The sequence below is a fragment of the Streptomyces chartreusis genome, from assembly GCF_008704715.1.
GTDB classification, from domain to species: Bacteria; Actinomycetota; Actinomycetes; order Streptomycetales; family Streptomycetaceae; genus Streptomyces; species Streptomyces chartreusis.
Genome location: NZ_CP023689.1, coordinates 5,308,003 through 5,320,335, shown reverse-complemented (window position 1 = coordinate 5,320,335; position 12,333 = coordinate 5,308,003). Strand labels below are relative to the sequence as shown.

Annotated in this window: 13 protein-coding genes; 5 read left to right on the top strand and 8 right to left on the bottom strand. The window is 69.7% G+C overall.

The genetic code is table 11. From position 1 onward, the window contains the following. Window positions 1–10: 10 nt before the first annotated feature. The 4 genes from cysS to CP983_RS23295 all read right to left on the bottom strand — a co-directional run bounded on the left by cysS (window position 11) and on the right by CP983_RS23295 (window position 3,518). Window positions 11–1,405, bottom strand: coding sequence for a cysteine--tRNA ligase (gene cysS, locus CP983_RS23310; protein ID WP_150501553.1), 1,395 nt, complete (start codon window positions 1,403–1,405; stop codon window positions 11–13). A 52-nt stretch (window positions 1,406–1,457) separates the two neighbouring features. Then, window positions 1,458–1,958: a 2-C-methyl-D-erythritol 2,4-cyclodiphosphate synthase gene (ispF, locus tag CP983_RS23305; protein ID WP_150501551.1), complete on the bottom strand. Its 501-nt coding sequence runs from the start codon at window positions 1,956–1,958 to the stop codon at window positions 1,458–1,460. Beyond that, on the bottom strand, window positions 1,948–2,712 hold the full coding sequence (ispD, locus tag CP983_RS23300) for a 2-C-methyl-D-erythritol 4-phosphate cytidylyltransferase (protein ID WP_107906124.1): 765 nt from the start codon (window positions 2,710–2,712) through the stop codon (window positions 1,948–1,950). Before ispD ends, ispF begins: the two co-directional genes overlap by 11 nt. 323 nt (window positions 2,713–3,035) lie before the next feature. Further along, window positions 3,036–3,518 (bottom strand): CarD family transcriptional regulator, encoded by a 483-nt coding sequence (locus CP983_RS23295; RefSeq protein ID WP_003953493.1) that lies wholly within the window; start codon window positions 3,516–3,518, stop codon window positions 3,036–3,038. A 613-nt stretch (window positions 3,519–4,131) separates the two neighbouring features. Between CP983_RS23295 and CP983_RS23285 the strand changes: the two genes are divergently transcribed. Further along, the gene (locus tag CP983_RS23285; protein WP_125528820.1) at window positions 4,132–4,839 is read left to right on the top strand and encodes a copper chaperone PCu(A)C domain-containing protein; all 708 of its coding nucleotides are present in this window, start codon (window positions 4,132–4,134) and stop codon (window positions 4,837–4,839) included. Window positions 4,840–4,948: 109 nt separating this feature from the next. Here CP983_RS23285 and phoP read toward each other — a convergent pair whose 3' ends face one another. Together phoP and phoR are read right to left on the bottom strand one after the other, a co-directional pair. Further along, on the bottom strand, window positions 4,949–5,620 hold the full coding sequence (gene phoP / locus CP983_RS23280; RefSeq protein ID WP_004000192.1) for a two-component system response regulator PhoP: 672 nt from the start codon (window positions 5,618–5,620) through the stop codon (window positions 4,949–4,951). 5 nt (window positions 5,621–5,625) lie between these two features. Then, window positions 5,626–6,903, bottom strand: coding sequence for a two-component system sensor histidine kinase PhoR (phoR, locus tag CP983_RS23275; protein ID WP_107906126.1), 1,278 nt, complete (start codon window positions 6,901–6,903; stop codon window positions 5,626–5,628). A gap of 457 nt (window positions 6,904–7,360) precedes the next feature. On the opposite strand from phoR, the gene phoU reads away from it, so the two are divergent. Together phoU and CP983_RS23265 are read left to right on the top strand one after the other, a co-directional pair. Next, the gene (gene phoU / locus CP983_RS23270) at window positions 7,361–8,062 is read left to right on the top strand and encodes a phosphate signaling complex protein PhoU (RefSeq protein ID WP_150501549.1); all 702 of its coding nucleotides are present in this window, start codon (window positions 7,361–7,363) and stop codon (window positions 8,060–8,062) included. Window positions 8,063–8,266: 204 nt separating this feature from the next. Continuing rightward, window positions 8,267–8,431 carry a hypothetical protein gene (locus CP983_RS23265; protein WP_107438855.1) on the top strand — a complete coding sequence of 55 codons (165 nt, stop codon included), beginning with the start codon at window positions 8,267–8,269 and terminating at the stop codon, window positions 8,429–8,431. A gap of 209 nt (window positions 8,432–8,640) precedes the next feature. On the opposite strand, the gene CP983_RS23260 is transcribed toward CP983_RS23265, so the two are convergent. After that, window positions 8,641–8,910, bottom strand: coding sequence for a hypothetical protein (locus CP983_RS23260; protein WP_150501547.1), 270 nt, complete (start codon window positions 8,908–8,910; stop codon window positions 8,641–8,643). Window positions 8,911–9,342: 432 nt separating this feature from the next. Here CP983_RS23260 and CP983_RS23255 point away from each other — a divergent pair, with 432 nt between their 5' ends. Then, window positions 9,343–9,855: a lamin tail domain-containing protein gene (locus CP983_RS23255; RefSeq protein ID WP_176576535.1), complete on the top strand. Its 513-nt coding sequence runs from the start codon at window positions 9,343–9,345 to the stop codon at window positions 9,853–9,855. 172 nt (window positions 9,856–10,027) lie between these two features. On the opposite strand, the gene CP983_RS23250 is transcribed toward CP983_RS23255, so the two are convergent. Beyond that, window positions 10,028–10,789, bottom strand: a complete 762-nt coding sequence (locus CP983_RS23250) for a phosphoglyceromutase (protein ID WP_062723775.1) — start codon at window positions 10,787–10,789, stop codon at window positions 10,028–10,030. A 173-nt stretch (window positions 10,790–10,962) separates the two neighbouring features. On the opposite strand from CP983_RS23250, the gene CP983_RS23245 reads away from it, so the two are divergent. Continuing rightward, window positions 10,963–12,258, top strand: coding sequence for an MDR family MFS transporter (locus tag CP983_RS23245; protein ID WP_150501545.1), 1,296 nt, complete (start codon window positions 10,963–10,965; stop codon window positions 12,256–12,258). The last annotated feature ends 75 nt before the right edge of the window (window positions 12,259–12,333 follow it).

Below are 12,333 nucleotides of genomic sequence, written 5' to 3'. Positions count from 1 at the left end.
CCGGGTCCGGTCAGCGCGGGCCGAGGCTCCAGCGGGGTCCGTCGGGGCCGTCCTCGATGGCCAGGCCGGACTGCTTGAGCTGGTCGCGGATGGCGTCCGCGGTCGTCCAGTCCTTGCGGGTGCGGGCCGCCTCGCGCTGGTCGAGAACCAGCCTGACCAGGCTGTCGACCACGCCGTGCAGGTCCTCGCCCCGGTCGGACTCGCCCGCCCAGTGGGCGTCCAGCGGGTCCAGGCCGAGGACGCCGAGCATGGCGCGGACCTCGGCGAGGCGGGCCACGGCGGCTTCCTTGTCGTCGGCCGCCAGCGCGCTGTTGCCCTGGCGGACCGTGGTGTGGATGACGGCGAGGGCCTGCGGGACACCGAGGTCGTCGTCCATGGCCTCGACGAAGGCGGGCGGCAACTCGGCGGACGGCTCGACGGCGCCGGCCTTCTCGACCACACGCTGCACGAAGCCCTCGATCCGCGCGAACGCCGACTCGGCCTCGCGCAGGGCATCCTCGCTGTACTCGATGGTCGAGCGGTAGTGCGGGGTGCCCAGGTAGTAGCGCAGGACGATCGGGCGCCAGGCCTTGACCATCTCGGAGACCAGCACGCTGTTGCCGAGCGACTTCGACATCTTCTCGCCGCTCATGGTGACCCAGGCGTTGTGCACCCAGTACCGCGCGAAGTCGTCGCCGAAGGCCTTGGCCTGGGCGATCTCGTTCTCGTGGTGCGGGAAGATCAGGTCCAGGCCGCCGCCGTGGATGTCGAAGGCGCTGCCCAGGTACTTGTGCGCCATGGCCGAGCACTCCAGATGCCAGCCGGGGCGCCCCCGGCCCCACGGGGTCTCCCAGTCGGGCTCGCCCGGCTTGGTCGACTTCCACATGGCGAAGTCGCGGGCGTCGCGCTTGCCGGCGACACCCTCGTCGGGCTGGCGCAGGTCGTCGATGTCCTGCCGGGACAGCTCCAGATACGACGGCCAGGAGCGCACGTCGAAGTAGACGCTGCCGCCGGCCTCGTACGCGTGGCCGCGCTCGATGAGCGTGCGCATCATCTCGACCATCTCGGTGACATGGCCGGTGGCGCGGGGCTCGTAGGTGGGCGGCAGGCAGCCGAGCGCGGTGTAACCGTCGTTGAACGCGCGCTCGTTCTCGTAGCCGATGGACCACCAGGGGCGGCCCTGGTCCGCCGCCTTGTTGATGATCTTGTCGTCGATGTCCGTGACGTTGCGGATGAACGTGACGTCGTAGCCGCGGTACTCGAACCAGCGGCGCATGATGTCGAAGTTCAGGCCGGAGCGGATATGTCCGATGTGCGGTGCTGCCTGCACGGTGGCGCCACAGAGGTAGATCGAGACGCAACCCGGCTTGAGCGGGGTGAAGTCACGGATCTGCCGGGCGCTGGTGTCGTACAGGCGAATAGTCACGGGTCCAGGGTAGTCGGCGATGCCCGGTGCCTCGGACGGTTGTGGATAACAGTCAGATCGTGGTCCGCACCACGAGCGCGGTCGCCACGGCCATCAGCCCTTCGTCCCTGCCGGGGAACCCCAGCCCGTCCGTCGTCGCGCCCGACACCGACACCGGCGCGCCGGTCGCCTCCGAGAGGATCTTCTGCGCCTCGTCGCGCCGCTTGCCGATCTTCGGGCGGGGGCCGACGACCTGGACGGCGACGTTGCCGATGCGGAAGCCCGCCTCACGCACGATCCGGGCCGCCTCGGTGAGGAGTACGACGCCGGAGGCGCCCGACCACTCGGGGCGCCCGGTGCCGAAGTGCTGCCCCAGGTCGCCGAGGCCGGCCGCCGAGAACAGCGCGTTGCACGCGGCGTGCGCGACGACGTCCGCGTCGGAGTGGCCGGCGAGTCCGGGGCCCTCGCCCTCCCACTTCAGGCCGGCGCACCACAGCTCGCGGCCCTCTTCGAAGGCGTGGATGTCGGTGCCGATGCCCACCTGGGGCAGCGGCATCGGCTGCTCAGAAGCCATCGTTCAGCCTCCGGCGCGCCAGGACCGCCTCGGCCAGGACCAGGTCCAGCGGACGGGTGACCTTGAAGGCCTCCTCGTGGCCGGGGACGACCACGACGGTGGGGCCGAGCTGCTCGACCATGCTCGCGTCGTCGGTGACGTCGTCCGTCACCGTCTCGTGGGCACGGACCAGCGTGGCGCGGTCGAAGCCCTGCGGGGTCTGCACGGCACGCAGTCGGGCGCGGTTGGGGGTGGCCACGACCGGTTCGGGTGCGCCGGGCGTCCGCGCGGGCTCGACCTCCTTGACGGTGTCCGCGAGCGGCAGCGCGGGCACCACGGCCGGCGCTCCGTCGCGCACTGCCTCGATGACCGCGTCCACGGTGTCCACCGGCACCAGCGGGCGCGCCGCGTCGTGCACCAGGACGATGTCGAAGTCCGGCGGCAGCGCGTCCAGGCCGAGCTTGACGGACTCCTGGCGGGATTCACCGCCGGGGACCACCAGGAAGTCGGTGCGCTCGGGCAGGGCGTGGGCGTCGAGCATGCTCTTGACCTCGGGGGCGCCGTCGGGCGGGGCGACGACGACCACCAGGGAGACGGCACGGGACGCGGCCATCGCGCGGACCGCGTGGATGAGCATGGGCGTGCCGTTCAGCGCGCGAAGTGCCTTGGGCGCGCCCGGACCGAGGCGTACGCCCCTGCCGGCGGCCGGAATCACCACGGCCGTACGGGCTGCGCTGCGGGTTTCCGAGGGCGAAGGGCGCGAATCGTCAGACATCGGTTCCTGTCAGGTTTGTGTGCTCGGCCTAGTTGGGTATGGCCCTGGGGGTGCCCCCTGCTCGACTGAATTCGAGAGCTTGGGGGAGTGCCGGGCGCGAGCCTTGACCGGACCCTTCCGTGACAGTCGGTCGAGCCTGCTGCCGGGCCCGGCACGTCAAGTATCGGGGGCACCCCCGAGAGCGGCCTGCGAAGCAGGTGGAACAGCGCCCGCGAGCGAACATGCCGCAGCGCCCGGCGACAGGAAATACGTCATCGGGCACCGCGGCACTTTTTAAAGCCATACAGCACTGTGCTGAATGAACTGAGGCGGATGAAACCGCGTCAGGACGCGAGAACCTCGTCGAGCAGGGCCTCGGCCTTGTCCTCGTTGGTGTTCTCCGCGAGGGCGAGCTCGCTCACCAGAATCTGGCGGGCCTTGGCGAGCATGCGCTTCTCACCGGCGGAGAGTCCGCGCTCGCGCTCACGACGCCACAGGTCACGCACGACTTCCGCGACCTTGATGACATCGCCGGAGGCGAGCTTCTCCAGATTTGCCTTGTAACGACGCGACCAGTTCGTGGGCTCCTCGGCGTACGGCGCGCGCAGCACCTCGAAGACCCGGTCCAGCCCGTCCTGACCGACCACATCACGCACGCCGACGAACTCCGCATTGTCCGCTGGCACACGTACCGTCAGGTCACCCTGGGCGACCTTCAGCACCAAGTAGGTCTTGTCCACGCCTTTGATCTGGCGAGTTTCGATAGCCTCGATCAGCGCGGCCCCGTGATGGGGATAGACCACGGTGTCGCCAACCTTGAACGTCATGTGACAGGTACCCCTTCCGTGGCTATCCAGGGTAACACGGAAACTGCGGGTTCTGAATGGCGTTTTCGCAGGTCAGGGCATATCTCGGGGCTTGACAACTCCAACAGGAACGTGCTTCGCGGGCCGACCGGAAGAAGGTATTCGCAGGTGGGAGCGGCTCTGCGGACGCAGGGAAACGCGTACGTTACACACATCCGGCGGCGCCTCCAAGTGGTCGAACGTACACAAATGTCCGGTTCCAAGTGTGCGACTTCCGCTACTCCGTTCGGCGTCCCGAGTCGGGTCCCGGACGAATCCCGGAATTGATCACAGCCAGGTCGGACGGCATGGCCGGTGATCAATTTCCGGGGCGTCGCACATTCCTTCACGGAGATTTTGCGCGGGTGCTTGCGAGGGGCTTATGTGAATGACGGACGAGCGACCGGGCAATGTGACTCCCGGGCCGCTTGTGGGTGAAGAGACGGGGTTGGAAGAGGGACTTCGACGGCTGTTCGGCCTGTGAGGGGAGGGTCGGGTGCGGTCGCGCGGGAACGGCTCGGTAACCTAAGGCCGCTGACAGACACTTAGGGCGGCTTTACGCGCCCCCCGTTCGAGTCAAGGAGTTGCCGCCGCCGTGAGCAGCAGCCTTCGACGCGGCGCACTCGCTGCCGCCGCCCTCGCGTTCTCGATCACCTCGCTCGCCGCGTGCGCCGCAGGAAACGACGCCCAGACGCTGCAGATCAAGCCGGACAACGCGGCCACCAGCGTCGGCGACATCAAGATCCAGAACGCCCTCGTCATCACCCAGCCCGACCTGGAGTCGACCGGGCCGGCCGCGATCTCCGCGACCCTGTTCAACTCCGGCAAGACGGCCCAGACGCTCGACGCGATCAAGGTGGACGACACCGACAAGACCGCCGAGCTCAAGGCCGCCAAGGGCGGCAGCCTGACCATCCCGGCCGGCGGCCGGCTGATCATCGGCGGCAAGGACAACGCCTCCGCGGTGCTGTCGAGCAGCCGTGAGGCCGTCCGAGACGGCAACGCGCAGAAGATCACCTTCACCTTCAGCGAGACCGGTGACGTGAGCCTGCGCGCCTTCGTGGTGCCCGCCGAGAACTACTTCGAGGGCTGGGGGCCGACCGAGGTCCCGGCCGCGCCGGAGACGGCGTCCTCGCCGACGGGGACCCCGACCGGTACTCCGAACGCCGGCGCCGAGGCCACGCCGAGCGGTGGTGCCTCCGCGGGCTCCTCGGAGACCCCCGGTGCCGGGACCGAGGGCGGTCAGGGAGCCGGCACGGCCACCCCGACGGACGCCGCCTCGCAGTCGGCCGCCGGTCACTGACCGGCTGACGGCGACCGCATCGCCGTAGAGACGGCTCCACAGCTGTGGAAAAAGGGCGGGGCCCCGGAAATCCGGGGCCCCGCCCTTCGTCTTGTCTTCTCCCCGCGGTCTACGGCTCGAACTTGTAGCCGAGGCCGCGGACCGTGACCAGGTAGCGCGGGGCGCCCGGGTCCGGCTCGATCTTGGCGCGCAGGCGCTTGACGTGGACGTCGAGGGTCTTGGTGTCACCGACGTAGTCGGCACCCCAGACCCGGTCGATGAGCTGCATTCGGGTCAGGACCCGGCCCGCGTTGCGCAGGAGCATCTCCAGGAGGTCGAACTCCTTGAGAGGCAGGTCGACCTTGGAGCCGGAGACCGTGACCACATGGCGGTCCACGTCCATGCGGACCGGGCCCGCCTCCAGCGCGGCCGGGGTGACCTCCTCGGGCTCGCCGCGGCGGCGCAGGACGGCCCGGATACGGGCGACCAGCTCGCGTGAGGAGAACGGCTTGGTGACGTAGTCATCGGCTCCTATTTCCAGGCCGACAACCTTGTCGATCTCGCTGTCCTTGGCGGTGACCATGATCACCGGCACGTTGGAGCGACCGCGCAGCTGACGGCAGACCTCCGTGCCCGGCAGGCCGGGCAGCATCAGGTCGAGGAGGACGAGATCGGCGCCGTTGCGCTCGAACTCGTCGAGTCCGTCGGGCCCGGTGGTCGCGACGGCGACCTCGAAGCCCTCCTTGCGGAGCATGTACGACAGGGCGTCGGAGAAGGACTCCTCGTCCTCGACGACGAGCACTCGGGTCACGGAAGGACCTCCGGGGCGGAAAGCGTTTCGTACGCGGGTGAGTCGGGGGAAGTGGGGGAATTCGATAGTGCGGGCTGCCCGGCCTCGTCGTCGAGATCGGGGTGCTGCTGAGCACGGTCGCGGGCCGCACCCGCCTCCGGCAGCCGCAGGGTGAACGTGGAGCCCTGTCCCTCGGAACTCCACACCGTGACCTCCCCGCCGTGCGAGGCGGCCACGTGCTTGACGATCGCGAGACCGAGGCCGGTGCCACCTGTGGCACGGGAACGGGCCGGGTCGACGCGGTAGAAGCGCTCGAAGATGCGCTCCTTGTCCTTGTCCGAGATGCCGATGCCCTGGTCGGTCACGGCGATCTCGATGTGGTCCCCGCCCGGTGCGGTGAGCCGGCGTGCGGCGATGCCGACGCGGGTTCGGGCGGGCGAGTAGTTGACGGCGTTCTCGACGAGGTTGCCGAGCGCCGCGGCCAGCTGGCCCCGGTTGCCCCAGATGCTGAGGTCCTCGGTGCCGCCGGCGGCCATGTTGATCTGCTTCGTGCCGGCGGCGTGCCGGCAGCGGTCGATCGCCTCGGCGACGAGCTCGTCCACACGGACGGGCTCGGCGTCCTCCAGCGGGTCGTCGTTCTGCACCCGGGAGAGGTCGATGAGCTCCTGCACCAGGTTGGTGAGCCGGGTCGCCTCGATCTGCATGCGCCCGGCGAAGCGCTCCACGGCCTCCGGGTCGTCGGAGGCGTCCATGACCGCCTCGGACAGCAGGGAGAGCGCGCCGACCGGTGTCTTCAGCTCATGGCTCACGTTCGCGACGAAGTCGCGCCGTACCGCCTCTATGCGCCGGGCCTCGGTGAGGTCCTCGACGAGGAGCAGTACGAGCCGGGAGCCGAGGGGGGCCACCCGGGCGGAGACGGCGAGGGCCTCGCCGCGGCCGGTGCCGCGACGGGGCAGATCCAGCTCGACCTGCCGTATCTCGCCGTCGCGCCGGGTGTCCCGGGCCATCTGGAGCATGGGTTCGACGGAGAGCTTGCCGCCGCGCACCAGACCGAGGGCGTACGCCGCCGAGCTGGCCTTGACGACGGCGTCCCCTTCGTCGAGGACCACCGCCGAGGAGCGCAGCACCGACAGGACCGTGTCCACGCCGGGCGGCAGGACCGGGTCGGTGTGCAGGGAGGTCCGGGTGGGTCGTTTCAGGTCGCGTTCGCTCCAGCGGAACGCCAGCATGGCGATCACGCCGGTGAGAACCCCGGCGATCGCTGCCGCTGCGGCGACCGCCGCGTTCACGTCCATGCACCCAGGTTAGGCATGGCCAGGGCTGTGCCCACAGCCGTCGGAGTGCGAGCTCGAACACTCGTCGCCCAGAGTTCACCTTGGAGCCAGTAGTGGTTCATTTGGGGTGGCGGAAACGGACGCGTAGAGACCGGATGGTGGGGGCGTGGGGTTCGCACGGCCAGTTCAGCGCGTAGATCACACAGTCGGTTTAGCGTAGAGGCGCGAGATCGCACTGGCGGTTTCACGACAGTCCGACTGTCGTTTTCGCGACGGTCTTACTGTCGGAGGTCATGACGGTAAGACTGCCTGTCCGACGACAGGACCGGTGGTCGGCTCGGACGACGGGACCGGTGGTCGGTGGTCGGAGAGGGCCGGTGGTCGGCACATACGGCGGCCACGGCCATGGGACTGCCGGTCGGACGGCAGTGACCTGGCGCCCGGAACCCCCCGAGGCATACGTAAGAGAGGGACCCTGATGCGGGACGCGTACCACGAGGAACTGGACTCGATCGGCGACAGTCTGGTGGAGATGGCCCGGCTGGTCGGGTCGGCGATCGGGCGCGCCACGGCGGCGATCCTCGACTCCGACCTGAAGCTGGCCGAGAGCGTGATCGAGGGTGACGAGAAGGTCGACGACCTTCAGCACGACCTGGAGGCCCGGGCCATAGCCCTGCTGGCGCGCCAGCAGCCGGTGGCCACGGACCTGCGGATAGTGGTCACCTCACTGCGCATGTCGGCGGACCTGGAGCGCTCGGGCGACCTGGCCCAGCACGTGGCGAAGCTCACGCGGCTGCGCTACCCGGAGCGTGCGATTCCGCAGGACCTGCACGCCACCATCCTGGAGATGGGCCAGCTCGCGCAGCGGCTGATGGCGAAGGCGGCCGAGGTGATCATCACCAAGGACGTCGACCTGGCGATGCAGCTGGAGCAGGACGACGACGCGATGGACCTCCTCCACCGCACGCTCTTCCAGCACCTGATGGACGAGCGCTGGAAGCACGGCATCGAGACGGCGGTCGACGTGACGCTGCTCGGCCGCTACTACGAGCGGTACGCCGACCATGCGGTGGCGGTCGCGAAGCGGGTGGTCTACCTGGTGACGGGTGAGCACGCGGACGAGCTCCAGCAGGACATCCAGCCCGACATCCAGCCGGTTTCGGGGGTGGAGGGGGCGTAGGTCCCTTCGCTCACGTCGGGCTCTTGGGTCCGGTGAGAGCTGGGGGGCTCAGGCGGCCGTATGCCCGTTCGAGCGAGGCCCGTGTGGGTCCGTGAGCGGGCTCGCGGAGAGCTGTTCGGGGCGCGGGCAAGCCTCTGTGCGCCGTTGATGCGCCCAGCGGGGCGGGCATGGAATGAGCACAGGCACCAGCCTCGAGGAGGGACCATGGCCGAATCCCCCAGTACTCCCGGCACCACGCCCGACCCCACCCAGGAACTCCCGACCGAGCAGTCCGCCGACATCAGGAGCCTCCCGCTCTTCGGCGCGTGCGGCTGCGGCTCGGGCTGCGGGTGCGGATGCCAGTCGGGGAACCCTTGCCAGTGCGGGTGAAGGTGAGGGCGCAGGACTCGGAGGTCCGTGGCGTACGGCGCGGCGGGTGTCGCGGGACGCCTCGGACGCCGTGGACGCGGTAGATCTCGTACGACGGTGAGGGCCTCGGGGCGGATGACGCGCCGGGGCCCTTCGCTGTGCGGGGCGGCTGCGGCTGCGGCGGCTGCGGCTGCGGCTGCGGCTGCGGCGGACCTTGCTGCCGGCGGGGCCTAGTCCGAGACGATGCAGGCGACGTCCCTGACGGTGACGTCGGCTTCCGATTCGGCGTAGAAGTCGGAGGCGTCGCGGTCCGGGCCGGTGGACGGCGTGGGCGTCGGCAGGGCTGTCGCCGGGCACTTCGGAGAGCTCGAGGACGACGGCTCGGGACGCGGACCCGACGTCGGCTCGATCCCGTCATTGATCGACTCGGTGAACGCCCAGCCGGCGACAACCAGCACGAGCCAGCCCCCGGCCAGCCATGCCTTCACCCGCCCGCTCATCCCGCCCTACCCCAGCACCGGTGGTCCCCATGGCAAGCGGCCAGTCTGTCCAGGTCGCGACACCGGACACAAGCGCACCGCTCGAAGCCGGCCGCCATGCCAGGGGCCGAGTTGTCGGCGATCTGCTGTTACTCACTTTCGGGTGACGGCCCGATCCCTCGCGGGGTGGCGTGCCGTGGCGGGAATGCGTCACAGCCCAACGCCCGCAAGGGCTTCCGGCCCGTCGGCACGTCAACACAAGGCCATAGACGGCATATATGGATGTTGCAGCCGAGAGTCATAGAAATATGGGCAACAGGTAACAGACGTGATGCCTTCTCCTGAATTCCTCCACGACATGGACAAGGTGTGCGTGCGGCCAGCCGGCCGCCAATTCACACCGCACCGACTCCCCGGCAGCCCGAGCTGCCGCCCGGAGAAGGTGTCCGCACCATGGGAGACCCCTTGTCCGCTTCCGCTTCTGTCAGCGCCCGCCGTCTCGCCGCCGCCGCGCTCGCCGCCGGCGCCCTGGTCTCGGTCGTCACGCTGCCGGCGTCCGCCGCCGACCACCCCCGTCACGAGCGGCCGAAGGTGCAGATCTCGGACGTCCAGTACGACTCCCCGGGCCGTGACGACCGCTCCAACCGCTCCCTGAACCGCGAGTGGGTGGAGATCACCAACACCACCCGCCACACCGTCAACCTCGACGGCTGGACCCTCGAGGACGAGGACGGTCACACCTACACCTTCGACCACTACCGCCTGGAAGGCCGCGCCACGGTCCGCGTCCACACCGGCTACGGCCGCGACACCGACAGCGACCTGTACCAGGACAGCCGCCGCTACATCTGGGACAACCGCTCCGACACCGCCACGCTGCGCAACGACCGCGGACGCTTCATCGACAACGAGTCCTGGGGCTACGACCGCCACCACGGCGGCCACCACGGTGGCTACCGCCGCTGACCCCGACACCACACGCGTGAACTGAACGCGTTCCCCCACTCACCGACCGACCACGAAGCGCGCCCGGCCTCCCGAGCCGGGCGCGCTTCGTGCGTGGGGTGACCTGAGGAGCGACAGCATCAAGCCCCTCACCGGCGGAGAAACCGCGGGTGAGGGGCTTGATGGTTTGGGCTTACTTCTTCTTGCCCTGGTTCTTGACCGCCTCGATCGCGGCAGCGGCTGCCTCCGGGTCGAGGTACTTGCCGCCCGGGGTGACCGGGTTGAAGTCGGCGTCGAGCTCGTAGTAGAGGGGGATGCCCGTCGGGATGTTCAGGCCCGCGATGTCGGCGTCGGAGATGCCGTCGAGGTGCTTGACCAGGGCGCGGAGGCTGTTGCCGTGGGCCGCGACCAGGACCGTGCGGCCGGTCAGGAGGTCCGGGACGATGCCGTCGTACCAGTAGGGCAGCATGCGGACGACGACGTCCTTCAGGCACTCCGTGCGGGGGCGCAGCTCCGGCGGGATCGTCGCGTAGCGCGGGTCGTCCGACTGGGAGAACTCCGTGCCGTCCTCGAGCGGCGGCGGCGGGGTGTCGTAGGAACGGCGCCACAGCATGAACTGCTCCTCGCCGAACTCGGCGAGGGTCTGCGCCTTGTCCTTGCCCTGGAGGGCGCCGTAGTGGCGCTCGTTCAGGCGCCACGAGCGGTGGACCGGGATCCAGTGGCGGTCCGCGGACTCCAGCGCCAGCTGGGCCGTGCGGATCGCGCGCTTCTGGAGGGACGTGTGGACCACGTCGGGGAGAAGGTCGGCGTCCTTCAGGAGCTCGCCACCGCGGACTGCCTCCTTCTCGCCCTTCTCGTTGAGGTTCACGTCCACCCAGCCGGTGAACAGGTTCTTCGCGTTCCACTCGCTCTCGCCGTGGCGGAGGAGGATCAGCTTGTACGGTGCGTCGGCCATGCCTCAGAGCGTAATCGACGCATTCGGCCCCCAGGCCGCCCGCCCAGCAGGCGGACAGTTGACGGGATCTGTTAATTGAGTGGCCCGCCCCAGCCCCGCGTTTGTAAGTTGCGGATGCCTTCTTGGCTACTTACATCCGTTGCCGGTGTCCGGCTGCATCCGTGGGGACCCCTATGCCACTCGCCGCCGTGCGACGCGCCACCCGAGAGACCGTCGCCGGGCTGCCCCGCGAGTTCTGGTGGCTGTGGACCAGCACCCTCGTCAACCGGCTCGGCGCCTTCGTCGCCACCTTCATGGCGCTGTACCTCACCCTCGACCGCGGCTACTCCGCCTCCTACGCCGGTCTGGTCGCCTCCCTCCACGGGCTCGGCGGCGTCGTCTCGTCGATCGGCGCCGGCGTCATGACCGACCGGCTCGGGCGGCGACCGACCCTGCTGGTGGCCCAGGCGTCCACCGCCGTGTCCGTCGCCGTGCTCGGGTTCGTGCACCACCCCGTCGCCATCGCCGCCGTCGCCTTCGTCGTCGGCGCCGCCTCCAACGCCTCCCGGCCCGCTGTGCAGGCGATGATGGCCGACATCGTGCGGCCCGAGGACCGGGTGCGCGCCTTCTCCCTCAACTACTGGGCCATCAACCTCGGTTTCGCCGTCTCCTCCATGGCCGCCGGGTTCATCGCCGAGGTCAGCTACCTCGCCGGGTTTCTGATCGAGGCCGGCATGACGGCCGTCTGCGCGGTCGTGATCTTCGTGAAGCTGCCCGAGTCCCGGCCCGAGAAGTCGGACACGGGTAAGGGCGAGGAGGAGGTCGGGCTCGGGACCGTGCTGCGCGACGGGCGTTTCATGGCCGTCGTCGGGCTGTCCTTCCTCGTCGCCCTCGTCTTCCAGCAGGGCTCGGTCGGTCTGCCGATCGCCATGGGCGACGCCGGGTTCTCGCCCGCCGACTACGGCCTCGCCATCGCCATCAACGGCATCCTGATCGTCGCGCTCCAGATCCCGGTCACGCGGTTCATCGAACGCCGGGACGCGGGGCGGATCCTCATCGTGTCGTCCCTGCTCGCCGGCTACGGCTTCGGCCTCACCGCGTTCGCCGGCTCGGTCGGCGTCTTCGCGCTGACGGTGTGCGTCTGGACGCTCGGCGAGATGCTCAACGCCCCCACCCAGACCGGCCTCGTCGTCCGCCTCTCCCCCGCCCACGGCCGCGGCCGCTACCAGGGCATGTACACCCTCTCCTGGTCCGTCGCCGCCCTGATCGCCCCCCTGATGTCCGGCTTCGTCATCGACCACCTCGGCGCCGAGTGGCTGTGGGGACTCTGCGCGGTCGTCGGGACGGCGGCGGCGATCGGGTACGGCGCCTTGACCCGCTACGTCGGGGCGGAGTCCGCGGCGACCAAGGAGACGGTGGAGATCACGAAGAGCGCGGAGACCGACGTCAGCCCCGTCCCCGGGACGGAGCCCGACGTCCGTACCGCCTGACAACGCACCCTCTACCTGCCCGTCTCCCTGCTGAGTCCGCATTCCACGGGGTATACAAGGAGGCGCGGTACGGGG

What these genes read in the sequence shown, in the direction of transcription:
- CP983_RS23265 (WP_107438855.1), top strand. Translation starts at nt 8,267, where the DNA reads ATGGCCGAATCCCCCAGTACTCCCGGCACCACGCCCGACCCCACCCAG.
- CP983_RS23255 (WP_176576535.1), top strand. Translation starts at nt 9,343, where the DNA reads ATGGGAGACCCCTTGTCCGCTTCCGCTTCTGTCAGCGCCCGCCGTCTC.
- ispF (WP_150501551.1), bottom strand. Translation starts at nt 1,958, where the DNA reads ATGGCTTCTGAGCAGCCGATGCCGCTGCCCCAGGTGGGCATCGGCACC.
- ispD (WP_107906124.1), bottom strand. Translation starts at nt 2,712, where the DNA reads ATGTCTGACGATTCGCGCCCTTCGCCCTCGGAAACCCGCAGCGCAGCC.
- CP983_RS23260 (WP_150501547.1), bottom strand. Translation starts at nt 8,910, where the DNA reads ATGAGCGGGCGGGTGAAGGCATGGCTGGCCGGGGGCTGGCTCGTGCTG.
- phoU (WP_150501549.1), top strand. Translation starts at nt 7,361, where the DNA reads ATGCGGGACGCGTACCACGAGGAACTGGACTCGATCGGCGACAGTCTG.
- CP983_RS23245 (WP_150501545.1), top strand. Translation starts at nt 10,963, where the DNA reads ATGCCACTCGCCGCCGTGCGACGCGCCACCCGAGAGACCGTCGCCGGG.
- CP983_RS23295 (WP_003953493.1), bottom strand. Translation starts at nt 3,518, where the DNA reads ATGACGTTCAAGGTTGGCGACACCGTGGTCTATCCCCATCACGGGGCC.
- phoR (WP_107906126.1), bottom strand. Translation starts at nt 6,903, where the DNA reads ATGGACGTGAACGCGGCGGTCGCCGCAGCGGCAGCGATCGCCGGGGTT.
- CP983_RS23250 (WP_062723775.1), bottom strand. Translation starts at nt 10,789, where the DNA reads ATGGCCGACGCACCGTACAAGCTGATCCTCCTCCGCCACGGCGAGAGC.